Raw genomic sequence first — 23,832 nt, 5'->3', positions numbered from 1 at the left:
GGGATAAGACTTGAGTTATTGAGCCCAACGCAACTGCGTAGGCAAGGGTGAAACAGGTTCCGGCTCCGGCGGTTGGCCGGGCAGTGACAGCACACGGTTGAGCACTTCGGTTTCCAGCGCCGCCAGCCGATGGGAGCCGCGAACCCGAGGGCGCGGCAGTTCCACCTGCAGGTCGAGGCCGACTTCGCCGTCCTCGATCAGGATCACCCGATCGGCAATCGCCACCGCTTCACTGACGTCGTGGGTCACCAGCAACACGGTGAAACCGTGCTGCTGCCAAAGCCGTTCGATCAGTTGCTGCATTTCGATTCGGGTCAGCGCATCCAGCGCGCCCAACGGCTCGTCAAGCAACAGCAGGCGTGGTTGATGGATCAGCGCACGGGCCAAGGCGACGCGTTGCTTCTGCCCTCCGGACAGCGCCGCCGGCCACTCGTTGGCGCGATCCGCCAGGCCGACCGCTTCCAGGGCCTCCAGCGCTTGCGGCCGCCAATTACCCTTGAGCCCGAGGCCGACGTTGTCGATGATCCGTTTCCATGGCAGCAGACGCGCTTCCTGGAACATCAAGCGTGTGTCTTCCCGCGCATCACTGAGCGGCGCGGCGCCGGCCAGCAATTCACCGCCGGAAGGCTGATCAAGGCCCGCGAGCAAACGCAGCAAGGTGCTTTTGCCGCAGCCGCTACGACCGACCACAGCCACAAACTGGCCTGCCGGAATGTGCAGGTCGATGTCACGCAACACCTGTCGCGAACCGAAGGTTTTTTGCAGATTGCGCACCGCCAGCGGGATGCCGCGCAGCAGGCGTGGAGGTTGCTGTGCGGTCATGCGGCACCTCCCTTGGCGACTTGATAGGCCGGATGCCAGCGCAGCCACACACGTTCAAGTCCACGGGCGGCAAGGTCGGCCAGTTTGCCAAGCACCGCGTACAGCAGAATCGCCAGCACCACCACGTCGGTCTGCAGAAACTCCCGGGCGTTCATCGCCAGATAGCCGATGCCGGAACTGGCGGAAATGGTCTCGGCGACGATCAGCGTCAACCACATGAAGCCCAGCGCGAAGCGCACGCCGACCAGGATCGACGGCAGCGCCCCCGGCAGAATCACCTGACGGAACAGGCTGAAACCGGACAAACCATAACTGCGCGACATCTCCACCAACGCCGGATCGACGTTGCGGATGCCGTGGTAGGTATTGAGGTAGATCGGGAACAAGGTGCCCAACGCCACCAGGAAAATCTTCGCCGACTCGTCGATGCCGAACCACAGAATCACCAACGGGATCAGCGCCAGGTGCGGCACGTTGCGGATCATCTGCACCGAGCTGTCGAGCAGGCGTTCACCCCATTTCGACAGTCCGGTGATGAAACCCAGGGTCAGGCCGATGCTGCCGCCGATGGTGAAACCCAGTGCGGCACGCCAGCCGCTGATCGCCAGGTGTGTCCAGATTTCGCCACTGCGCACCAGGCTCACCCCGGCTTCGATCACGGCGATCGGTGCCGGCAGAATCCGAGTCGACAACCAGCCCGCCGACACCGACAACTGCCACACCGCCAGCAGCAACACCGGCAACGCCCAGGGCGCGAGGCTGTGGATAATTTTCTTCATGGCGCGCCTCAGCTCTGGGACGCGGCTTTGGAAAGAATGTCGTTGGCCACCATCTCGCCGAACGGGCTGACGTAGCCGGCGCTTTTCGGCAGCTCGGGACGCTCGATATCGAGGTGCGGGAACAGCAACTCGGCTACGCGATACGACTCTTCCAGATGTGGATAACCGGAGAAGATGAAGGTGTCGATGCCCAGGTCCGCGTACTCCTTCACGCGAGCGGCCACGGTCGGACCATCGCCCACCAGCGCCGTACCGGCACCGCCGCGCACCAGGCCAACACCGGCCCACAGGTTGGGGCTGACTTCCAGGTTGTCGCGACTGCCACCGTGCAACGCGGCCATGCGCTGCTGGCCGACCGAATCGAAGCGCGCCAGGGAAGCCTGGGCGCGAGCGATGGTGTCGTCGTCCAGATGCGAAATCAGGCGGTCCGCCGCTTGCCAGGCCTCGGCGTTGGTTTCGCGCACGATCACATGCAGACGAATACCGAAGCGCACGGTACGGCCGAGCTTCGCGGCTTTGGCGCGTACCTGCTCAATCTTCTCGGCAACGGCGGCGGGTGGTTCGCCCCAGGTCAGCACCATTTCAACCTGCTCTGCCGCCAGGTCCTGCGCCGCTTCCGAGGAGCCGCCGAAGTACAGCGGCGGACGCGGTTGCTGAATCGGCGGATAGAGCAATTTGGCCCCCTTCACGCTGATGTGCTGACCGTCGTAATCAACGGTTTCGCCTTCCAGCACGCGGCGCCAGATGCGGGTGAATTCCACCGAAGCCTGATAGCGCTCTTCATGACTGAGGAACAGACCATCGCCGGCCAACTCCTCCGGATCACCGCCCGTCACCAGGTTGAACAGCGCACGTCCACCGGACAGGCGATCCAGCGTCGCGGCCTGACGCGCGGCCACCGTCGGGGAAATGATCCCGGGGCGCAGGGCGACAAGGAATTTCAAACGCTGGGTCACCGGGATCAGCGACGCCGCCACCAGCCACGAGTCTTCGCAGGAGCGACCGGTGGGAATCAGCACCCCGCCGAAGCCCAGGCGATCCGCCGCTTGCGCGACTTGCTGCAGGTAACCGTGGTCGACGGCGCGAGCGCCTTCGGCGGTGCCAAGGTAATGGCCGTCGCCGTGGGTTGGCAGGAACCAGAATATATTGAGGCTCATGGAGTGGTCTCCTTGGGGGATCGAATTACTGTGCTTTGGCAACGGCTGCCGGTGGCGTCCAGATCACGTCTTTGATGCTCAACGGCTTGGGAATCAGCTTGAGCTGGTAGAAGCTGTCGGCGATTTTCTGTTGCGCGGCGACCACGTCCGGGGTCAGGAACAATGCGCCGTAGCCCTGGCGTTTCACCGAGGTCAGGGTGATGTCCGCCGGCAGGCCGAGCAGTGGCGACACTTGTTGGGTCACCTCTTGTGGATTGGCCTTGGACCACTCGCCGACGGCGCGCACTTCTTCCACCAGGGTCTTGATCACCTCAGGATTTTTCTGTGCGTAAGGCTTGGTCGCCAGGTAGAACTGATGGTTGTCGACGATGCCTTGGCCATCGCGCAGGGTGCGCGCCTGCAGTTGTTGTTCGGCGGCTGCCTGGTACGGATCCCAGATGACCCAGGCGTCGACGCTGCCACGTTCGAACGCAGCGCGGGCATCGGCCGGCGGCAGGAACACGGTCTGGATGTCGGTGTACTTGAGGCCGGCGTCTTCCAGCGCGCGAACCAGCAGGTAGTGCACGTTGGAGCCTTTGTTCAGGACGACTTTCTTGCCCTTGAGATCCGCCACCGATTTGATCGCCGAGTCCTTCGGTACCAGGATCGCTTCACTGTGAGGGGCTGGGGGTTCGTAGGCGACGTAAAGCAAATCGGCGCCCGCCGCCTGAGCGAACACGGGCGGGGTTTCGCCGGTGACGCCGAAGTCGATGGAACCGACGTTCAGGCCCTCAAGCAACTGCGGGCCGCCGGGGAACTCAGTCCATTGCACGTCCACGCCTTGGGCGGCGAGGCGTTTTTCCAGCGTGCCTTTGGCTTTGAGCAGCACCAGGGTGCCGTATTTCTGATAGCCGATTCGTAATGTTTCAGCTTGAGCTTGTGTAATGGCGCCGAAGGCTACAGCCGCTGCAAACAGAGCGACCAGACCACGACGCAAAATGACAGGGCGCATGGCGCTCTCCTTTTTTGCAGTTGGGTTTTGGCTGCACCTGCTTGCCCGTTAGCGGGCGAGTAAGGCCAGTACATCAATGTCGGATGGGGCTTAAATGCTCCAGCGAGCACTCAACAAACGTTCATTCAACAGGTTCGGATCCAGCGGCTTGGGCCGTCGGGCCATGGCGCTGAAAAACAGCTCCAGCGATTCGATCAGTCTTTGCTCCAGCTCCGGCGCCAACTGCGCCAGTGCGCTGCCTTCGCCGTAGGCGATCTGGCTGTCCACCGCGAAAATGCCGTGGAGCATTTCCTGGGCCTTCAAGGCCGACAACACCGGCTTGAGTGCGTAATCCACCGCCAGCATGTGGGCGATGCTGCCCCCGGTTGCCATCGGCAGAACCACCTTATGGCTCAGCGCGCGCTCGGGCAGCAGATCCAGTACGGTTTTCAACGCGCCGGAGAACGACGCCTTGTACACCGGTGTGGCGATCAGCAGACCGTCGGCGTTTTCAATCTGTTGCAACAGGTCGATCACCTTCGGGCTGTCGAAGCGTGCATGCAGCAAGTCTTCGGCCGGGAAGTCCCGTACCTGGTAACTCACCACTTCCACGCCTTGCTCTTGTAACCAACGCTGGGAGCGGTCCAGCAGCACCCCGGAACGGGAGCGTTGGCTGGGACTGCCACCGAGTGAGACGACCAGCATCCAGACGATTCCTTGAACGGTGGGGGCGATTCGCGGTTTGCGATCTCGCTTCGATGGAGTGACCTTAACAGGTGATTTATATATCCATAAATCATATTTATTCATTTAGTTATGCAATTAAGAGATATATGAATCCACTTCTTCCAGGCGAAAAAAAAGGCCGTCGAAACGGCCTGAAATCCCCTGCTTTGTGGTTTGCACATACCTCTGGAGCTGGCTTGCCAGCGAAGGCGGCCCCTCTCACACACCGCGCCGCATCAATCGCCAGCAAGCCGGCTCCTACAAAGGTGATTAGCGGTTCGGCTGCGGCGTCAGGCGCAAGTAAGGTTTGACGGCGCGGTAGCCCTTGGGAAAGCGTTGCTTGATTTCGTCTTCATCCTTGAGCGACGGCACGATCACCACCTCATCACCGTCCTGCCAGTTGGCCGGGGTGGCCACCTTGTAGTTGTCGGTGAGTTGCAGCGAGTCGATCACCCGCAGGATTTCATGGAAGTTGCGGCCAGTGCTCGCCGGGTAGGTGATGGTCAACCGCACCTTTTTGTTCGGATCGATCACAAACAGCGAGCGCACTGTGAGGGTGTCGTTGGCGTTGGGGTGGATCAGGTCGTACAGGTCCGAGACCTTGCGGTCGGCATCGTCGAGGATCGGAAAGGTAACCACCGTGTTCTGGGTTTCGTTGATGTCTTCGATCCACTTGTGATGCGAATCCACCGGGTCGACGGACAGCGCGATGGCCTTGACCCCACGCTTGTCGAACTCGTCCTTGAGCCTGGCCGTGAATCCCAGTTCGGTGGTGCACACCGGCGTGAAGTCCGCCGGATGGGAAAACAGCACACCCCAGCTGTCGCCCAGCCACTGGTGGAACCGGATGGTGCCGGCACTTGAATCCTGTTCGAAATCGGGGGCGATATCGCCGAGTCTGAGGCTCATGGTGCTGCTCCTTGTGAGTGCTTGATGAGCTCAACTGTGCCTGCGTTTTTTATCTATTAAAAAGAATAAATATCGATTTATTTATACCTATAAGTAATATTAAAGATCTGTTCACTGGACGTGCCTGCCCATCCCGCCGAACATCGCCACCGAGGTTCGAGAAGGCCTTGAGTTGCTGCAAAAAAGGGGAGTTTCAAGGCGGGTTTGCGGGGGTGAGCCCGCCTTGAAAACGCAAAAGCCCCGCCCGGCGAGATGCCGGGCGGGGCTTTTTTTTGGTCACGGCTTACTCCCGAAGGCGTGCGTCATTCAGCACGTTTGTGGCTGAGACGACACCTTCGCGAGCAGGCTCGCTCCCACTCGCTGTTACAACAGCGGGATCGAGTAGCTGACGATCAGGCGGTTTTCGTCCTGCGAGCGGGTGCTCGGCAGATCGGTGCGCCAGGTGGCGTTTTTCCACGCCACGCCCAGGTTCTTCAGTGCGCCCGACTGGACCACATAACCAACGCTCAGGTCACGCTCCCACTCGGTAGCGCCGTTAGCCGCTTCGCCACCGCGTGCGTTAACGGTGTCGATGTTATCGCCATGCAGGTAAACCACACCCGCCGTCAGGCCAGGCACGCCGACGGTGGCGAAGTCATACGAGTAACGGGCTTGCCAGGTGCGCTCGCCGGCACGGCTGAACTTCTGGATTTGCGAGTCGGTGATGGTGTAGTTCGACGAACCGTCGCCCTGGTTCAGCCAAGGGAAGTCACTGCTGCCGTTGCTGACCTGGTAACCGCCACCGAAGGTGTGACCGGCAACGCTGTACAGGAACAGGCCGCTGTAGAGGTTGTTGTCGACCTTGCCTTTACCGTTAGCCACGCCGCTGTAGTTGCCAGAGCTGTAGTAAAGCGGATCGCTGCCGTTGGCACCGTCGTCGGAGCTATGGAAATAACGGAAGTCAGACTTCAACACGCCAGGGCCGATGGCCCAGTTGTGCACCAGACCCAGGAAGTGTTGTTTGTAGAAGTCTTCCAGGTTGCCGTAGTAGTACGAAGCGGTCAGGTCTTTGGTGATTTTGTAGTCAGCGCCGCCGTAGTAGAACTTGTTGACGAATTCACCAGCGTCATAGTTCGAGCTGCCGTTGGCACCCGCGATGGACAAGCCTTCATTGTTGCTGGAGTTACGGCCTTTGGCGTGCTCGATTTGCCCAGCGGTCAGGGTCAGGTCCTTGATCTCGTTCGAGGTGATGGCGCCGCCCTGGAAGGTTTGTGGCAACAGACGACCATCGTTGTATTTGATGACCGGGTTGTTGGGTTGCAGGGTGCCGATTTTCAGCTCGGTCTGGGAGATCCTGGCCTTGCCGGTCACGCCCAGGCTGGCGAAATCATTCACAGCTTCGTTGCCATCGCTAGGGAAAACGGTGCCGCCCGAAGCCGTGCCGGTGTAGTTACCGTGTTCTGCACGGCTGGAGTCCAGACGCACGCCGTACAGGCCGATGGCGTCAACACCGAACTGGACAGTGCCCTGGGTGTAACCGGAGATGAAGCGCAGGTCGAAGCCCTGGCCCCATTCGGCGTTCTTGTTACGAGTGTTGGACGTCGCCGATGGCTGGCCATCGCGGTTGTCGGTGTTGATGTAGAAGTTACGCAGACCCAAGGTAGCCTTGCTGTCTTCGATGAAACCGGCGGCGCTTGCCTGCTGCGCCAAAACCCCTACGGCCACAGCCAGGGCCAAGGTGGACTTGTTCATTGTTTCGCTCCTATTGGTTCTAATTTTTCTGTTGCTGGTCCTGGGTCGTACGCCCTGGATCCGCAGACGCGCCAATCGCGTCAACCGCTCTAAATCGGGGTTTTCATTGCTACAGGATACCTCGACACAAACCTTAAAAGAATTACATAATTACTTTTAATGCCATTTGGCTATATACATCCGCAGCACGAAACCGAGGTATCGGCTGACAGGCCAATTCCTTGATGGTTGGTTTGTCGAGGGGTGAAATCGCCAAATCCGAGACGCATGGCGAGTCGGATGCGCCTACTTTATGCGCTTGAAGAAAAAGCTAAAAAGAATAAAAAATCATCATGTGCATTGTTTATGGAATATAAAACGCAGCACAAAAAAAACCTCGCCGATGGGCGAGGTTTTCTTTGGGTGGCGCGTATTACAGGAAGCTGTAGGTGTAGTTGAAGATCAGACGGGTCTGGTCCTGGTCAGCGGTGCTGGTGTTACCGCCGTAAGTACCGTGACGCAGCGTCGTACCAAAGCCTTTGAGTGGGCCCGTTTGAATCACGTAGTCGATACGTGCGTCGGTCTCGTGCTCATTCAGGTCTTTACCCACGCCGCTGGTGGCCTTGATGTCCCGGCCATCCAGGTAAGCAATCGAAGCTTTCAAACCTGGCACGCCCAGCGAGGCGAAGTCATAGGAGTACTGACCGTACGTGGTGTTTTCACCGGCACGGATGAAGCTGCCCACGGTGGCGTCGGTGAAGGAGTAGAAGCTGGAGCCACCGGCACCTTCTGGACGACCTTTGCTATCGATCAGGCTACCCTGGTTCAAGAAAACAAAGCCGCCGTCATCGCTGACACGTTGATGGCCAAGCAGGAACGCACTGCCACCCAGGGTGTAGGTGAAGGTCGCGCTCCAGGTCTTGTTATCGACTTCGCCTGGATTCTTGGCGTAGCCATTGTTGTTGTTAAAGCGGTAGCCGGCCTCGCCGTTCTTGCCGTCGGAGCTGCTGTCGAAATAACGAAGATCAGTCTTGAACGACTGGTTCGCCGCGATCGGGTAGACGTGCACCAGGCCGAGGAAGTTCTGCTTGTAGTAGTCTTCCAGGTTCGCATAGTAGTACTGCAGCAACAGGTCTTTGGTGACCTTCCAGTCAGCACCGGCGTAACGGAACTTGTTGCTGTCCTGGGTACCGCCAGCCACTGCCATACCCGTGTCGTTGGAGGAAGCGCGACCCGACGCGTGCTCCAGTTGACCCAGGTTGAAGGTCACGTTGTCGATTTCCTTCGAGGAGATGGTGCCACCTTCGAAGGTTTGCGGCAGCAGACGGCTGTCGTTCGCAATCAGGATCGGCAGGTTAGGTGCCAGGCCGCCACCCAAGTGGGCCTCAGTCTTGGAGAAACGCGCCTTGACGTTGGCATCCAGACGGCTCCACTCGTCGGCGGACCTGTCGCCGTCGCTCGGGAAGAAGGAGTTGTCGTTACCGAGCGGGTGATGCCCTCTGCCGCCGTCCAGATGGATACCCACCAGTGCCTGGGCGTCAATACCGAAACCAACGGTACCTTGGGTGAAACCGGACAGGTAATCGAACTTAAGACCTTCAGCGGTTTCCCGCTGTCTGTTTTTGGCATTACTAGGAGCGGTACTAGAAGGCGCTTCCCGCACGTCGGCGTCGTAATACATGGTCCGGGAACTGACCGAAGCCTTGCTGTCTTCCAGGAAACCTGCTGCGCCTGCCTGCTGCGCCAAAACCCCAACCGCCACGGCCAATGCCAAGGTGGACTTGTTCATTGTTTAGCTCCTCTCGTTTCTAATTCTTGTGTTCCTGGCTCAGAGTCGATGCCCCGATTCCTAAGATGCGCGATTAGCGCTGTACCGTGACCCACAAGTCAATCGTAACCATGTGTGTCTACGACCATAGTCTAATGCCCGTTTTTTTGGTCCCTGCAGGTCATGAAACTGTCACAAACCTGAAAAGAATAGACCAATTCTTTTCTCATACCTTTTAGGAATTTAACTCACCGCCGCGCGCTACCCCAGCCTAGAGCGGTCGACTCATAAGCTAATTCCTAAATGGTATTTATTGGTCGTTTTTTAGATCGTTTAGCGTTGACTCAATTCGGAAACAATTCCTTTACGCAAAGGCCGCCCCCCATGAGATTCAAGCGCGAACTATCCAGACGAATTGTTACAGTTTGTGTGTTGCTGGCATATTCTTTTTTCGCCCATGCCACAAATCTCACAGTGGGCTACCAGACTGGTATCGACCCCAGCAAAGTCCCCCAGGCGGACGGCGTCTACGAAAAAACCATCGGCGAGAAGATCGACTGGCGTCGTTTCAATAGCGGTCCGGAAGTCGTCACGGCGATTGCCTCCGGTGATGTGCAGATCGGCAATCTGGGTTCCAGCCCACTGGCTGCGGCAGCCTCGCGCAAGCTGCCGATCGTCGCGTTCATTGTGTCCGCCCAGATCAATGCGGCCGAAGCCCTGGTGGTGCGCAACGGCAGCGGCATCAACAAACCGGAAGATCTGATCGGCAAAACCATCGCGACGCCGTTCGTCTCGACCTCCCACTACAGCCTGCTGGGTGCACTGAAGCACTGGGGCCTGGACACCTCGAAAGTCAAAGTGGTGAACCTGCAACCGGCGGAAATCGCCGCGGCCTGGAAACGTGGAGACATCGATGGGGCGTTCGTCTGGTCGCCGGCCCTGGGTGAAATTCGCAAGACTGGCAAGACCCTGACGGATGCCGCACAGGTCGGCCAATGGGGAGCGCCCACCTTCGAAGTGTGGGTGGCACGCAAGGACTACGCCGAGAAGCATCCGGAAGTGGTCGCCAGGTTCGCCAAGGTCACCCTGGACTCTTTTGCCGACTATGCCGCGCACAAGGACAGCTGGACCGCTGACTCACTACCCGTGCAAAAAATCGCCAAACTGACCGGTGCCAACGCCGCTGACGTGCCGGAACTGCTGGCCGGCTCCGCCTTCCCGGACGCCAAGGCGCAACTGACCAGCGCATTGCTGGACGGCGGCACGGCGAAGGCGATTGGTGAGACGGCGAAATTCTTGAAGGAACAAGGGAAGGTTGAAACGGTGCTGCCGGATTATTCGCCTTATGTGAGCGCGAAGTTCGTCACTGAGTGATTGCTGAAGGCGGCTGCGCGGCCCATCGCGAGCAGGCTTGCACACAGGTTCTGCGAACGACACAGAACCTTGTGAGAGCGAGCTTGCTCGCGATAGGGCCACCACGGTTAAAGGGTCTTTTCGAAGATCTTCGAATTACGCTGATAGTTGTACAGCGACGCCCGCGCCGACGGCAGGCGCTCGACGCTGCTGGGCTCGAAACCACGCTCGCGGAACCAGTGCGCGGTGCGGGTCGTGAGTACGAACAGTGTCTTGAGCCCTTGCGCCCGTGCACGGGTTTCGATGCGCTCCAGCAGCTCATCCCCACGACCGCCATGACGGTACTCAGGGTTAACGGCCAGGCAGGCCAGCTCACCGGCATCGGAATCGGCAATCTGATACAGCGCCGCGCAGGCGATGATCATGCCTTCACGCTCGACCACACTGAACTGCTCGATCTCGCGCTCCAGCACCTCGCGGGAACGCCGCACCAGAATCCCCTGCTCTTCCAGCGGACTGATCAAGTCCAGCAGACCACCGACGTCTTCAATGGCCGCTTCGCGCACCACTTCAAATTGTTCCTGGGCGACCAGCGTGCCGCCACCGTCGCGGGTGAACAGTTCGGTCAGCAGAGCGCCGTCCTCGGCATAGCTGACGATATGACTGCGCGCCACGCCGCCACGGCAGGCTTCTGCGGCGGCATCCAGCAGTTCCGCCTGATAATTGCTGCCCAGACGCTGCAAATGCGCCGGCACCTGTTGCGGACGCAATTCACGAACCAGACGGCCATGCTCATCGATCAAGCCAAGGTCTGCGCCAAACAACAGCAGTTTGTCCGCGCCCAGATCAATGGCCGCGCGGGTGGCGACGTCTTCACAGGCGAGGTTGAAAATTTCACCGGTCGGCGAGTAGCCCAATGGCGACAGCAGCACGATGGAGCGCTCGTCCAGCAGGCGATTGATGCCCTTGCGGTCGACCCGGCGTACTTCGCCGGTGTGGTGATAGTCGACGCCTTCGAGCACGCCGATCGGCCGGGCTGTAACGAGGTTGCCGCTGGCCACGCGCAAGCGTGAGCCCTGCATCGGCGAGGAAGCCATATCCATCGACAGCCGCGCTTCGATGGCGATGCGCAACTGGCCGACGGCATCGATCACGCACTCAAGCGTTGCCGCGTCGGTGATGCGCATGCCGTGATGGTAATGCGGGGTCAGGCCGCGAGCGGCGAGACGCGCTTCGATTTGCGGACGCGAGCCGTGAACCAGCACCAGTCGTACGCCCAGGCTGTGCAACAGCACCAGGTCGTGGACGATATTGCCGAAGTTGGGATGCTCAACGCCATCGCCGGGCAGCATGACGACGAAGGTGCAATCGCGGTGGGCGTTGATGTATGGCGAAGCGTGACGAAGCCAATTGACGTATTCGGGCATGAACCTGGGCCTGTAATAAATAGCAGCCGAAAAAAAGGGCGAAACAGAAAACGCACAGCGGGCTGATGGTTATCGTCGGAACAGGCTTGGCGACACGCGCGCTCTCCTCATGAATACGGGTTTGGGTATCGGCAATTTAACCGCAAACACCTGTAGGAGCGAGCTTGCTCGCGATGGTGGTAGAGCTACCGCGTTGCTCCAGGCAGCCCTCGTCATCGTTGACGTCCATCGCGAGCAGGCTCGCTCCTACAGGGGGTTGTTTGCCGGTGCCAGGCAGTAATGTTCAATCAACTGTCGTAATAGATGCACCGTAGGCTGCAAACGTGACATTTCGAGGTATTCCCCCGGCTGGTGGGCGCAGGCGATGTCGCCCGGGCCGAGCACCAGTGTCTCGCAGCCAAGTTGCTGAAGATAAGGCGCTTCGGTGCCGAACGCCACTGCTTCGGCCGTATGACCGGTGAGCTTTTCGGCGATCCGCACCAGTTCGGCGTCTTCGGCCTGTTCGAACGGCGGCACTTCGGGGAACAGTGGTGCGTAATCGATCTTGACCTGATGCCGTTCGGCAATCGGGTTGAGCTTCTGCAAAATCGCCGCGCGCAGGGCTTTGGGGTCCATGCCCGGCAATGGCCGCAGGTCGAACTCCAGCGAACATTGCCCGCAAATTCGGTTGGGATTATCGCCGCCATGGATGCAGCCGAAATTCATCGTCGGCATTGGCACGCTGAATTGTGGATTGCGAAATTCACGCTGCCACAACAGACGCAGTCCACGCAGTTCGCCAATGGCATCGTGCATGGCTTCGAGGGCGCTGTGCCCCAGGCGTGGGTCGGAGGAGTGGCCGCTCTGCCCGAGAATGTCGATGCGCTCCATCATGATGCCTTTGTGCATGCGGATCGGCTTGAGCCCGGTCGGCTCGCCGATCACCGCCGCTCGCCCCAACGGCCGTCCGGCTTGTGCGAGGGCGCGTGCGCCAGACATCGAACTCTCTTCATCGCAGGTGGCCAGGATCAGCAGCGGCTGCTTGAACGGCTGATCGAGCAGCGGTTTGACCGCCTCGATGGCCAGGGCGAAAAAGCCCTTCATGTCACAACTGCCCAGGCCGACCCAGCGACCGTCGACTTCGGTCAGCTTCAGCGGGTCGGTCTGCCACAGCGCGCCATCGAAGGGCACGGTGTCACTGTGGCCGGCCAGCACCAGACCGCCAGGACCGGAGCCGAAACTGGCCAACAGGTTGAATTTGCCGGGACTGACCTGCTGGATGTCGCAGGCAAAACCCAGATCGCCAAGCCAGGCGGCCAGCAGGTCAATCACCGGGCGATTGGATTGATCGAGATTCGCCTGGGTGCAACTGACCGACGGTGCCGCGATCAATGCAGCGAACTGATCTTTCATGGACGGCAAAGGCATCGCTGGCTCCCACTCGCGGATTGAAGTCCATCATAGAACCATCCGGCGACAGGAATAAACCGTCGCAGGGCGGAGCAAGGACGACTCCTGTACACTGCACGACCTTGGCAGCCACACATTCCCCCGGCTGCGCTCCCGATCCTGGATTTTCCGGCCATGCAGAAAGAAACCGAAATCAAACTCCGCGTCAGCCGCGAAACCCTCGCTGCGCTGCGCGAGCACCCGCTACTGAAAAAACGCAACAAAAGTGGCTGGGAACGCCGTGAGTTGATGAACCAGTACTTCGACACGCCCGAGCGCGATCTGGCCCGCGCCAAGGTCGCCCTGCGCCTGCGCAAGGATGGCGAAGAAGTCATTCAGACGCTCAAGACCCGTGGCCAGAGCGTCGCCGGTCTGTCCGAGCGCAATGAGTACGACTGGCACCTGCCCAAAGCCAAGCTCGACGTGAAGAAGCTCGACGGTGAATGCTGGCCCGAAGCCCTGGCTGAACTGGACAAGAAAACCCTGAAGCCGATTTTCACCACCGATTTTGTCCGCGAACGCGCTGAAATCGCCTGGGGCCGCGGCAAGACCAAAGTGGTCATCGAAGCCGCGCTGGACCTGGGCCACGTGGTGGTGGGCAAACAGAAAGAAGAAATCTGCGAGCTGGAACTGGAATTGCGCGAAGGCGAACCGGCTGCGTTGCTGGAACTGGCCGCCGAGCTGGCCGCGACCCTGGCCCTGATGCCCTGCGACATCAGCAAGGCCGAACGCGGCTATCGCCTGTACGACGCCAACAGTTATTCGTTGAGCCTGCCGGCACCGCAGATCACCGCCGAAACGCCGCTGGACGACGCCTTCGCCGCCCTGAGCTGGCACTTGCTGGGCAGCAGCCAGCGTCTGGCCGAACAATATCGCTTCAATGGCCACTGGCGCCTGCTGCAGGACTGGGTGGAAAACCTCGCCGAATTGCGCGCGCTGGTGAGCAGCCTCGGCCAGGCTGCGCCGCGTCAATCGACCCACGACCTGCGCGTCGCGCTCGATGCCCTGCTCGAAGACTGGCGTCCGCTGGTCCAGGCCGGCCTGGATGACGAAGATGTACGCAAAGCCGCGCCGGAGCAGTTCCTTGAAGAACTCGAAGACCCGCGCTGGGGCCTGTTCTCCCTGAACACCTCGCGCTGGTTGCTCGCTCGCACCTGGGCCGCCGACCGCAATACCCGCGGCAATCGCCAGGGCGCGGCGCAACTGGGCAGCTGGTTGCCACGCCTGCTGGGCGAAGAAGCCAACTCGCTGCAATTGCAGCGTTACCAGCAGCAACCGGAAGACCTGGCCGAGCAACTGCCGCGTATTGAACGCATCCAGGCCTGGCTGCACCACGCGCGTCACGTGCTGGACATCCCGGAAATGGATCGCCTGTATGGCGAGCTGAACAAGCTGGCCCAACTGGCCAACGAACCGATCACCGACGAAACCCTGGATGCGCGCAAGCAGCAGGCGATTGCGGTTTATCAGAATCGTGCCTGGAAGATGCTTCTGCGCCTGTAATACCGCCATCGCGGGCAAGCCCGCTCCCACAGGACCGTTGGCAAACACAAAATTTGTGTACGACGGTTAATCCCTGTGGGAGCTGGCTTGCCAGCGAATAGGCCAGCACCGTCACCACAACACTTCAGACCGGTAAACTGGTGGTCGACTTGATTTCCGACAACGCCACAACCGAATTGACCTCCTGAATCCCCGGCACCAGCGATAGTTTCTCGAAGAAAAATCGCTCATACGCCTCGATGTCTGCCGCGACGATCCGCAGCATGAAATCCACCGCTCCCATCAATACATAACACTCCAGCACTTCGGGAAAGCCGCGAATGGCCTCGGTGAACTCGGTGAAATTCGAGCGTCCGTGGGCGTTGAGTTTGACCTGCGCGAAAATCTGCGTGTTGAGACCGATTTTCTTGCGGTCGAGCAACGTCACCTGACCCCGAATGATCCCCTCCTCTTTCATCCGCTGAATCCGCCGCCAGCACGGTGACTGCGATAGCCCTACCTGTTCGGCAATCTGCGCACTGGAGAGCGAAGCGTCCTCTTGCAGCAACGCGAGAATCCTGCGGTCGTAGCCATCCAGTTCGCTCTGCATAAAAAAACCCTTAATTAGCAAATTTATGAATTAAACGATTCGACATAGCCGCCATACGCCCCATCATAGATAAGAAATACCCGGCCACGAATGTAAAAATTTCTCCAGTGATTTGGAGATCGACCATGCCGTATCTGGAAGCCGTGAACACCCCACCCACCCGCGCCGATGTCTGGAACGTCAGCAACACGCTCTGCCGCGTTCGCTATCAGTTGCTGGCCGAAGCTGAGCCGGACCTGCTTTGCCGCGCATTGAACCTGTTCGCCCTGCAGTTTCTGACGCCGGAACAAGTGAACGTGCAGCGCCAGGACGACCTGATGGACATCCATGTAGTCGTCGACGGGTTGACCTGGCACCGTGCCCAGGTGATTGCGGAAAAACTGCGTAACCTGATCAGCGTCTGCTCGGTCGATCTGCAATCGGCGGATTCTGCCTGGGGCGAAACGGCTCAGGCGACAGGCTGAAAAAAGTCGATACGGCTTGGTCGGGTAGTGGCCCAGCGGTCGGCAGGGTCACGACTATCCTTTGCGAACTGTCGTTCACAAGGAACCCGCATGTCCGTTCAACTCGCCCTTCAGGACCGCTGGCTGGATCTCAGTGATTTGCTGCGTGAACTGGTCGCCCAGGGATTTATCAACCAGGATTCGGCCGAACACGCGCTCAACGCCCGCCGTCGCCATGTCGCCAATGGCCAGATGCACCCCCTGGAGTTCATCGCCAGCCAACAGCTTGAGGACCTCAGCCGACCCGGCAAACACCTCGACCTCGAAAGCCTGACGCTGTGGCTGTCGCAGCAGGCTGGCCAGCCTTACTTGCGCATCGATCCGCTGAAGATCAACGTCGCCGCCATCACGCCCTTGATGTCTTACGCCTTCGCCCAACGCCACAAGATTCTGGCGGTGTCCATCGATCGCGACGCTGTGACCGTGGCCAGCGCACAACCCTACGTCAAAGGCTGGGAAGCCGACCTGACCCATGTGCTGAAGCTACCCATTAAACGTGTGGTGGCCAATCCGGTGGATATCCAGCGCTTCAGCGTGGAGTTCTTTCGCCTGGCCAAGTCGGTCAGCGGCGCGAATAACGCCGATCAGCCATTCAACACCCTGGGCAATTTCGAACAGCTGCTCAATCTCGGCGCCAGCGACCAGGAGCCGGACGCCAACGACGCGCACATCGTCAACATTGTCGACTGGCTGTTCCAGTACGCTTTCCAGCAACGTGCCAGCGATATCCACATCGAACCCCGGCGCGAACAGGGCACCGTGCGTTTTCGCATCGACGGCGTGCTGCACAACGTCTACCAATTCCCGCCACAGGTCACCATGGCCATCGTCAGCCGCCTGAAAAGCCTGGGCCGGATGAACGTTGCGGAGAAACGCAAACCCCAGGACGGCCGGGTGAAGACCAAGACCCCGGAGGGCGGCGAAGTCGAGTTGCGGCTATCGACACTGCCGACAGCCTTCGGCGAAAAAATGGTCATGCGGATCTTCGACCCGGAGGTGCTGCTCAAGGACTTCGATCAGCTCGGGTTTTCAGCCGACGATCTGCGGCGCTGGCACGACATGACGCGCCAGCCCAACGGCATCATTCTGGTCACCGGGCCGACGGGGTCCGGCAAGACCACCACGCTCTACACCACGCTGAAAAAACTGGCGACGCCGCAGGTCAACCTCTGCACCATCGAAGACCCGATCGAAATGGTCGAGCCGGCGTTCAACCAGATGCAGGTCCAGCACAACATCGACCTGAGCTTCGCCGCCGGCGTGCGCGCACTGATGCGACAAGACCCGGACATCATCATGATCGGCGAGATTCGCGACCTCGAAACCGCGGAAATGGCCATTCAGGCGGCCCTCACCGGGCACCTTGTGCTGTCGACCCTGCACACCAACGACGCGCCCGGCGCCATCAGTCGCCTGCTGGAACTTGGCGTACCGCATTATTTGATCAAGGCCACGCTGCTGGGCGTCATGGCCCAACGGCTGGTGCGCACCTTGTGCCCGCACTGCAAGGCTCCGCAAGACCTGAGCGAAGAGGACTGGCAAACCCTGACCCGGCCCTGGCAAGCGCCGCTCCCCACCCATGCGCAACGCGCCACCGGCTGCCTGGAATGCCGCGACACCGGCTATCACGGCCGCGCCGGGGTCTACGAAATCATGCAACTGACCGATGGTCTCAAGGCGCTGATCAACCCGGATACGGACTTGCTCGCCGTGCGGCGTCAGGCCTTTAAGGAAGGCATGCGCAGTCTGCGATTGTCCGGCGCGCAGAAAGTGGCGGCCGGTTTGACGACCATCGAGGAGGTGCTGCGAGTGACGCCACAGAGTGAGCAAAAGTAGATTGGCCGCTGTGGAACTCGATTGGGGGAATCGCTATCAAACACCGGAGTTAACCCTGTGGAGTCACTTTTATGCGTCTGAAACTTGCTGTCGCAACCATCGCCCTGCTGTCCCTGCCTGTCGGTTCGGCGATGGCCGATAGCTTTTGGCGTAACGTCATTTCCTCCGGTGCCACCACCGGTTCGACCTACCTGACGTTCAAGGATCACAAGCTGATCGTCGCCGCCCAGGACGATGCCGGCAGCTTCGTCGCCAGCGACGGCGGTATCCGCGGCCCGTACCTGGAAGCCGCCATGCAGAAAGTCCGCGCCGACAACCCGGGCCTGCAGGCGACAGACATGGAACTGGCGAATGCGATCCTGGCGAAGAATGCCGTGGCGTCGGAATAAGCCTTCAAGTTGAATAAAAATGCCGCTCAAATGGAGCGGCATTTTTATGGCCAACACAAATCCCCTTGTAGGAGCTGGCAAGCCAGCTCCTACAAGGAATGCGTGTTTATCAGCGGTACTCATCCACCGGCACACACGCACAAAACAGATTTCGGTCGCCGTAGACATTGTCCACCCGATTCACTACCGGCCAATATTTGTGGGCCTTGGTGTGAGCGTCCGGCGTAACGGCCTGCTCGATGCTGTAAGGCCGCTCCCAGACACCGGTGATGTCGGCCAGGGTATGCGGCGCACGTTTCAGCGGGTTGTCCTCGCCCGGCCAGTTACCGTTCTGCACCTCGGTAATTTCCGCGCGAATGCTCAGCATCGCGCCGATAAAGCGGTCCAGTTCTGCCTTCGATTCACTTTCGGTGGGTTCGACCATCAAGGTCCCAGGCACCGGGAACGACATGGTTGGCGCATGGAAGCCATAGTCCATCAGTCGCTTGGCCACGTCCTCTTCGCTGATACCAGTCAGCGCCTTGAGGGGGCGCAGGTCGAGAATGCACTCGTGGGCCACTCGCTCGTTGCGCCCGGTGTAGAGCACCGGGAACGCCCCGGACAGGTGTTGCGCCAGGTAATTCGCGGCAAGGATCGCCACTTCACTGGCGTCCGCCAGTTGCGGCCCCATCATGGCGATGTACATCCAACTGATCGGCAGAATGCTCGCACTGCCCCAGGGTGCGGCACTGACGGCACCGTTCTGCGGCAGTGGCCCGTCGATCGGCACCACCGGGTGATTGGCCACGAAGGGTGCCAGGTGTGCGCGCACGCCAATCGGCCCCATGCCCGGACCGCCGCCGCCATGGGGGATGCAGAAGGTTTTGTGCAGGTTCATGTGCGATACATCCGCACCAATATCCGCCGGACGCGCAAGCCCGACCTGGGCATTGAGGTTGGCGCCGTCCATGTAGACCTGACCGCCATGGCTGTGGATCACCTCACAGATCTCGCTGATGCCTTCCTCGTACACCCCATGGGTCGAAGGATAGGTCGCCATCAGGCAGGCGAGTTTGTCCCCGGCCTGTGCCGCTTTGTCTTTCAAGTCCTCCAGATCGACGTTGCCCGCCTCATCGCATTCGACAATCACCACGCGCATCCCGGCCATCTGCGCTGAAGCCGGGTTGGTGCCGTGGGCGGAGGACGGGATCAGGCAGATGTCCCGGGCACCCTGATGCCGGCTCTCGTGGTATTTGCGAATGGCCAGCAACCCGGCGTACTCGCCCTGGGCACCGGAGTTGGGTTGCATGCAGATCGCATCGAACCCGGTGATCGCGCACAGCCAACGCTCCAGCTCTTCGATCATCAGCGCATAACCGGCAGCCTGCTCTTTCGGTGCGAACGGATGCAGATTGGCAAATTGCGGCCAGGTAATCGGGATCATCTCGCTGGTGGCATTGAGCTTCATGGTGCAGGAGCCCAACGGGATCATCGATTGATTGAGCGCCAGGTCCTTGTTTTCCAGCTGCTTGAGGTAACGCAGCATCTCGGTTTCGCTGTGATGGGCGTTGAATACCGGATGGCGCAGATAAGGCGAGGTACGCGCCAGCGCCCCGGGAATGCCGGGGCTCAGGGTTTCGGCGTCCAGTTCTTCAACCTTGAACCCATGATCGGCGCCCAGGAACACATCGAACAGTTTCGCCACCGTGGCTTCGTCACAGGTTTCGTCCAGGCTCACCCCCAATCGCCCGCGCCCCAGAATGCGCACATTGATCTGCGCAGCCTGGGCGCTTTCAATGATCGCGGTCTGGGTGCCGCCGACGTCCAGGGTCAGGGTGTCGAAGAAATGTTCATTGACGCGGATCAGGCCCTTGCGCTCAAGGCCGGCGGCGAGGATGCAGGTCAGGCGATGCACGCGCTGGGCGATCCGCTTCAACCCTTCAGGGCCATGATAGACCGCGTAGAAACTGGCGATATTGGCCAGCAGCACCTGGGCCGTGCAGATGTTCGAGTTGGCCTTCTCCCGGCGGATATGTTGCTCACGGGTCTGCAGCGCCATGCGCAGGGCCACATTGCCACGCGCGTCTTTCGACACGCCGATGATCCGCCCGGGTATCGCACGCTTGTATTCGTCACGGCTGGCAAAAAACGCTGCGTGAGGCCCGCCGTAGCCCATCGGTACGCCGAAACGCTGGGAGGAGCCGAACACCACGTCCGCGCCCAACTCCCCCGGAGGGGTCAGTAACAACAGACTCAACAGATCGGCGGCGACACACGCCAATGCCTGCTGGGCATGCAGGTGATCGATCAAGGGCCGCAGATCGCGAATCTCGCCGTGGGTGTCGGGATATTGCAGCAGTGCACCGAACACCTGGTGCTGTTTCAGGTTATCCACAGGGCCGATGACCAGCTCGAACCCAAAGCCTTCGGCACGGGTCTGCACCACGGATATCGTCTGCGGATGGCAATTCTCGTCGACGAAGAAAATATTGCTTTTGGATTTGGCCACCCGCTTGGCCAAGGCCATGGCTTCCGCCGCCGCTGTGGCTTCGTCGAGCAACGAGGCATTGGCCAGCTCAAGGCCCGTGAGGTCGATGGTCAATTGCTGGAAGTTCAGCAACGCTTCGAGACGTCCCTGGGCAATTTCCGGCTGATAGGGGGTGTACGCGGTGTACCAGCCGGGATTTTCCAGCACGTTGCGCAGAATGACAGTGGGTGTGAGCGTGCCGTGATAGCCCATGCCGATCAGGCTGGTCCAGACCTGGTTCTGCTCGGCGTAGCCGCGCAACTTGGCCAGCGCGGCTTCTTCATCGAGGGCTGGCGGCAGGTCAAGCGCCCGGTTCAGGCGAATGCCCGGCGGCACCGTTTGCTCGATCAGTTCGATCCGGCTGCCGAGGCCGAGGCTGTCGAGCATCGCCTGTTGCTCGGCGGCATCGGCCCCCAGGTGACGGCGAAGGAAGGCATTGGGATCGCGTAACTGGCTCAGGGACGGCAACTGGGACATGACGGGCTCTCTCTGGACTGGCGCTCAGCGTCGATGCAACACGGTCAAACCAGCATAGCAGCCGCTGCCGACACCGAGAGCATGGCGCTGCCGGGCATTACGGATCATCATGTCCGTCGCTTACTCAATATCTGCTGCTGAGGTGCTTACATTTATGAGCCAACTGCCTTTCCTGCCCTTCTCCAAACCCACTATCGACGAGGCCACCATCGCCGCCGTCGGCGAGGTCCTGCGTTCGGGCTGGATTACCAGCGGCCCCAAGGTTCAGGCCTTTGAAGCGCAACTGTCGGAATATTTTGGCGGACGCCCGGTGCGCACATTCAATTCCGGCACCTGCACCATGGAAATCGCTTTGCGCATTGCCGGCATCGGAGCCGGTGACGAAGTGATCACCACCCCGATTTCCTGGGTCGCCACCGCCAACGTTATTCTGGAAGTCGGCGCCACACCGGTGTTTGCCGACATCGACCCGGTGACCCGCAACATCGATCTGGATCAACTGGAAGCCGCGATCACCCCGCGCACCAAAGCCATCATCCCGGTGTATCTGGCCGGGCTGCCCGTGGACATGACTCGCTTGTACGCCCTGGCTCACAAGCATGGCCTGCGGATCATCGAAGACGCGGCACAAGCGTTGGGCTCCAGCTGGAACGGCCAGCGCATCGGTTCGACCGGCGATTTCGTTTCCTTCAGCTTTCAGGCAAACAAGAACGTCACGTCGTCGGAGGGCGGCTGCCTGGTGCTGAACAATGCCGAAGAAGTGAAGCTGGCGGAAAAGTACCGTCTGCAAGGCGTTACGCGCAGCGGCTTTGATGGCCTGGACGTCGATGTGCTGGGCGGCAAGTTCAACATGACCGATGTCGCCGCAGCCATCGGCCTGGGGCAATTTGCTCATCTCGAAGCGATTACCGCTCATCGGCGTGAACTGGCCAAACACTACTTCAGCTGCTTTGGCGAAGATTTTGAAGCGCAATACGGGGCGCAACTCCCCCCGGCGGACTTCGAGAACAGCAACTGGCATTTGTTCCAGCTGGTATTGCCTGAGCGTCAGGATGGCAAACCGGCCCGAGCCACCTTCATGGAACAGATGCAGGCATTGGGTATCGGTATCGGCTATCACTACCCGCCGATTCACTTGCTGAGTCTTTACCGCGAGCGCGGTTTCAAGGAGGGGATGTTCCCGACAGCCGAACGGGTGGGACGCTTGATTGTCTCGCTGCCGATGTTTACCGCGATGACCAAAGCGGACGTCGAGCGTTCGGTGGCAGCGGTCAAAGCCGTACTGAAGCCTTGAGTCCAACCTTGCAGGAGCCGGCTTGCCGGCTCCTGCGGGGCGGGTCTCACTCGCCGATGGCGGCCTTGTAACCCGCCGCGTCGAGCAGCTTGTCCAGGTCAGCGGCGTTGCTTGGCTTGAGTTTGAAGATCCACGCGCCGTACGGGTCGGAGTTCAACAGCTCTGGCGAGCCGCTCAGTTCTTCGTTGATCGCGATCACTTCACCGGCAACCGGGGAGTAGATGTCGGACGCGGCTTTTACCGATTCCACCACACCGGATTGATCACCGGCTGCAAAGGTTTTTCCGACGTCGGTCAGCTCGACAAACACCACATCACCCAGCGCTTCCTGCGCGTGATCGCTGATGCCCACGGTGACGGTGCCATCGGCTTCCAGGCGTGCCCATTCGTGACTTTCGGCAAAACGCAGGTCGGCAGGGATATCGCTCATGTTCTGTATCCTCGGGAATTGTCGGCGGTCAATGCCGCCAGAATAGGTTAAATCAAGGTTTTGCCATGGCGTACGAAGGTCGGTTTGACCACTCGGACCGGGTACCACTTGCCACGGATTTCCACTTCTGCGCGGTCGGCAGTTGCCATTGGCACGCGCGCCAGTGCAATCGACTTGCTAAGCGTAGGAGAGAAACTACCACTGGTGATCTCCCCTTCGCCAACATCAGCGATGCGGACCACTTGATGAGCGCGTAATACCCCACGCTCCTCGAGGACCAGCCCGACCAGCCGATGCTGTATACCGCCGGCCTGTTCAGCCTCCAGTGCCGCACGACCGATGAACTGGCGGGTGGCCGGTTCCCAGGCGATGCTCCAGGCCATGTTGGAGACCAGCGGTGAAACATCCTGGCCGATGTCCTGCCCGTACAGATTCATGCCGGCCTCAACCCGCAAGGTGTCCCGCGCGCCAAGGCCGATCGGGGAAATGCCCGCCCCGACCAGATCGTTGAAGAATCCCGGTGCCTGATTGGCCGGCAGAATGATTTCCAGGCCGTCTTCACCCGTGTAGCCGGTGCGCGCGATGAACCAGTCCCCATCGGGTTGGCCTTCGAAAGGCTTGAGGAGCTGGATGAGATTGCCACGGGACTGGGTGACCAGCTCGCCTACTTTTTGCCTGGCGTGGGGGCCTTGGATGGCCAGCATCGCCAACTCCGAGCGCTCATTGAGCTGCACGTCAAAGCCGTCGAGATGAGCCTGCATCCACGCCAGATCCTGATTGCGGGTCGAGGCGTTGACTACCAGGCGATAACCGTCGTCGAGGCGATAAACGATCATGTCGTCGACGATGCCACCTTGCTCGTTGAGCATGGCGCTGTACAAGGCACGGCCAGAGCTGTGCAAACGTTCGACGTCATTGGTCAGCAGATGCTGAAGCCAGGCCTTGGCCTGGGACCCGCCGACATCGATCACGGTCATGTGGGATACATCGAACACACCGCAATCGCGGCGCACCTGATGGTGTTCCTCGACTTGCGATCCGTAATGCAAAGGCATATCCCAACCGCCAAAATCGACCATCTTCGCGCCGAGGGCGAGATGAAGGTCATACAGAGGCGTACGCTGTCCCATGGGTTTCTCCTTCCGGGCGTGGCGAAGGTGCGGTTGAATGTCTTTTCGGGTGAAAGCCTTGAAATAAAGGGCCTCCAGCCGATTTTCACTACCGTGTCTGTCAGACGGACCGCACCGAATGCCGCG

Annotated in this window: 20 protein-coding genes; 6 read left to right on the top strand and 14 right to left on the bottom strand. The window is 60.1% G+C overall.

Annotation, left to right across the window (positions count from 1 at the left end):
* Positions 1 to 15: 15 nt before the first annotated feature.
* From ssuB to ACVWYU_RS02080, 8 genes are all read right to left on the bottom strand, one after another.
* On the bottom strand, positions 16 to 822 hold the full coding sequence (gene ssuB / locus ACVWYU_RS02115; protein ID WP_090326342.1) for an aliphatic sulfonates ABC transporter ATP-binding protein: 807 nt from the start codon (positions 820 to 822) through the stop codon (positions 16 to 18).
* Positions 819 to 1,601, bottom strand: a complete 783-nt coding sequence (gene ssuC, locus ACVWYU_RS02110) for an aliphatic sulfonate ABC transporter permease SsuC (protein WP_047534732.1) — start codon at positions 1,599 to 1,601, stop codon at positions 819 to 821. The genes ssuB and ssuC overlap by 4 nt, the downstream gene beginning before the upstream one ends.
* A gap of 8 nt (positions 1,602 to 1,609) precedes the next feature.
* Positions 1,610 to 2,758: an FMNH2-dependent alkanesulfonate monooxygenase gene (gene ssuD / locus ACVWYU_RS02105; protein ID WP_457371799.1), complete on the bottom strand. Its 1,149-nt coding sequence runs from the start codon at positions 2,756 to 2,758 to the stop codon at positions 1,610 to 1,612.
* Between the two features lie 25 nt (positions 2,759 to 2,783).
* On the bottom strand, positions 2,784 to 3,749 hold the full coding sequence (locus ACVWYU_RS02100) for a sulfonate ABC transporter substrate-binding protein (RefSeq protein ID WP_047534739.1): 966 nt from the start codon (positions 3,747 to 3,749) through the stop codon (positions 2,784 to 2,786).
* Positions 3,750 to 3,839: 90 nt separating this feature from the next.
* Positions 3,840 to 4,433 carry an NADPH-dependent FMN reductase gene (ssuE, locus tag ACVWYU_RS02095; RefSeq protein ID WP_457371798.1) on the bottom strand — a complete coding sequence of 198 codons (594 nt, stop codon included), beginning with the start codon at positions 4,431 to 4,433 and terminating at the stop codon, positions 3,840 to 3,842.
* A 291-nt stretch (positions 4,434 to 4,724) separates the two neighbouring features.
* On the bottom strand, positions 4,725 to 5,363 hold the full coding sequence (locus tag ACVWYU_RS02090) for a peroxiredoxin (protein ID WP_247254401.1): 639 nt from the start codon (positions 5,361 to 5,363) through the stop codon (positions 4,725 to 4,727).
* A gap of 363 nt (positions 5,364 to 5,726) precedes the next feature.
* Complete coding sequence (locus ACVWYU_RS02085; RefSeq protein ID WP_090326354.1) at positions 5,727 to 7,094, bottom strand: OprD family porin; 1,368 nt, start codon at positions 7,092 to 7,094, stop codon at positions 5,727 to 5,729.
* A 412-nt stretch (positions 7,095 to 7,506) separates the two neighbouring features.
* Positions 7,507 to 8,862, bottom strand: a complete 1,356-nt coding sequence (locus ACVWYU_RS02080) for an OprD family outer membrane porin (RefSeq protein ID WP_457371797.1) — start codon at positions 8,860 to 8,862, stop codon at positions 7,507 to 7,509.
* A gap of 363 nt (positions 8,863 to 9,225) precedes the next feature.
* On the opposite strand from ACVWYU_RS02080, the gene tauA reads away from it, so the two are divergent.
* The gene (gene tauA / locus ACVWYU_RS02075; protein WP_457371796.1) at positions 9,226 to 10,215 is read left to right on the top strand and encodes a taurine ABC transporter substrate-binding protein; all 990 of its coding nucleotides are present in this window, start codon (positions 9,226 to 9,228) and stop codon (positions 10,213 to 10,215) included.
* A 107-nt stretch (positions 10,216 to 10,322) separates the two neighbouring features.
* Here tauA and argA read toward each other — a convergent pair whose 3' ends face one another.
* Both argA and argE read right to left on the bottom strand, forming a co-directional pair.
* Positions 10,323 to 11,621, bottom strand: coding sequence for an amino-acid N-acetyltransferase (gene argA, locus ACVWYU_RS02070; protein ID WP_090326363.1), 1,299 nt, complete (start codon positions 11,619 to 11,621; stop codon positions 10,323 to 10,325).
* Between the two features lie 246 nt (positions 11,622 to 11,867).
* The gene (gene argE / locus ACVWYU_RS02065; protein ID WP_457371795.1) at positions 11,868 to 13,028 is read right to left on the bottom strand and encodes an acetylornithine deacetylase; all 1,161 of its coding nucleotides are present in this window, start codon (positions 13,026 to 13,028) and stop codon (positions 11,868 to 11,870) included.
* Positions 13,029 to 13,184: 156 nt separating this feature from the next.
* On the opposite strand from argE, the gene ACVWYU_RS02060 reads away from it, so the two are divergent.
* On the top strand, positions 13,185 to 14,552 hold the full coding sequence (locus ACVWYU_RS02060) for a CYTH domain-containing protein (protein ID WP_457371794.1): 1,368 nt from the start codon (positions 13,185 to 13,187) through the stop codon (positions 14,550 to 14,552).
* Positions 14,553 to 14,676: 124 nt separating this feature from the next.
* Here the strand turns inward: ACVWYU_RS02060 and ACVWYU_RS02055 are convergent, their stop codons facing one another.
* On the bottom strand, positions 14,677 to 15,141 hold the full coding sequence (locus ACVWYU_RS02055) for an Lrp/AsnC family transcriptional regulator (RefSeq protein ID WP_247254396.1): 465 nt from the start codon (positions 15,139 to 15,141) through the stop codon (positions 14,677 to 14,679).
* Between the two features lie 125 nt (positions 15,142 to 15,266).
* On the opposite strand from ACVWYU_RS02055, the gene ACVWYU_RS02050 reads away from it, so the two are divergent.
* From ACVWYU_RS02050 to ACVWYU_RS02040, 3 genes are all read left to right on the top strand, one after another.
* Positions 15,267 to 15,605: a hypothetical protein gene (locus ACVWYU_RS02050; protein WP_457371793.1), complete on the top strand. Its 339-nt coding sequence runs from the start codon at positions 15,267 to 15,269 to the stop codon at positions 15,603 to 15,605.
* A 90-nt stretch (positions 15,606 to 15,695) separates the two neighbouring features.
* Positions 15,696 to 17,480 (top strand): GspE/PulE family protein, encoded by a 1,785-nt coding sequence (locus ACVWYU_RS02045; RefSeq protein ID WP_390957648.1) that lies wholly within the window; start codon positions 15,696 to 15,698, stop codon positions 17,478 to 17,480.
* Positions 17,481 to 17,551: 71 nt separating this feature from the next.
* A complete protein-coding gene (locus ACVWYU_RS02040; protein ID WP_010466645.1) occupies positions 17,552 to 17,869 on the top strand; it encodes a DUF2388 domain-containing protein in 318 nt (105 codons plus the stop codon).
* A gap of 109 nt (positions 17,870 to 17,978) precedes the next feature.
* Here ACVWYU_RS02040 and gcvP read toward each other — a convergent pair whose 3' ends face one another.
* Positions 17,979 to 20,852: an aminomethyl-transferring glycine dehydrogenase gene (gene gcvP / locus ACVWYU_RS02035; RefSeq protein WP_457371792.1), complete on the bottom strand. Its 2,874-nt coding sequence runs from the start codon at positions 20,850 to 20,852 to the stop codon at positions 17,979 to 17,981.
* A 154-nt stretch (positions 20,853 to 21,006) separates the two neighbouring features.
* On the opposite strand from gcvP, the gene ACVWYU_RS02030 reads away from it, so the two are divergent.
* On the top strand, positions 21,007 to 22,146 hold the full coding sequence (locus tag ACVWYU_RS02030) for a DegT/DnrJ/EryC1/StrS family aminotransferase (protein WP_196585223.1): 1,140 nt from the start codon (positions 21,007 to 21,009) through the stop codon (positions 22,144 to 22,146).
* Between the two features lie 46 nt (positions 22,147 to 22,192).
* On the opposite strand, the gene gcvH is transcribed toward ACVWYU_RS02030, so the two are convergent.
* Both gcvH and gcvT read right to left on the bottom strand, forming a co-directional pair.
* Positions 22,193 to 22,576: a glycine cleavage system protein GcvH gene (gcvH, locus tag ACVWYU_RS02025; RefSeq protein WP_457371791.1), complete on the bottom strand. Its 384-nt coding sequence runs from the start codon at positions 22,574 to 22,576 to the stop codon at positions 22,193 to 22,195.
* A gap of 47 nt (positions 22,577 to 22,623) precedes the next feature.
* Positions 22,624 to 23,706, bottom strand: a complete 1,083-nt coding sequence (gene gcvT, locus ACVWYU_RS02020; RefSeq protein WP_090326388.1) for a glycine cleavage system aminomethyltransferase GcvT — start codon at positions 23,704 to 23,706, stop codon at positions 22,624 to 22,626.
* Positions 23,707 to 23,832 lie beyond the last annotated feature (126 nt).

The organism is Pseudomonas sp. TE12234 (genome assembly GCF_054061835.1).
The sequence above is the reverse complement of the archived record's forward strand: the minus strand, read 5'-3'. Positions and strand labels throughout refer to the sequence as shown.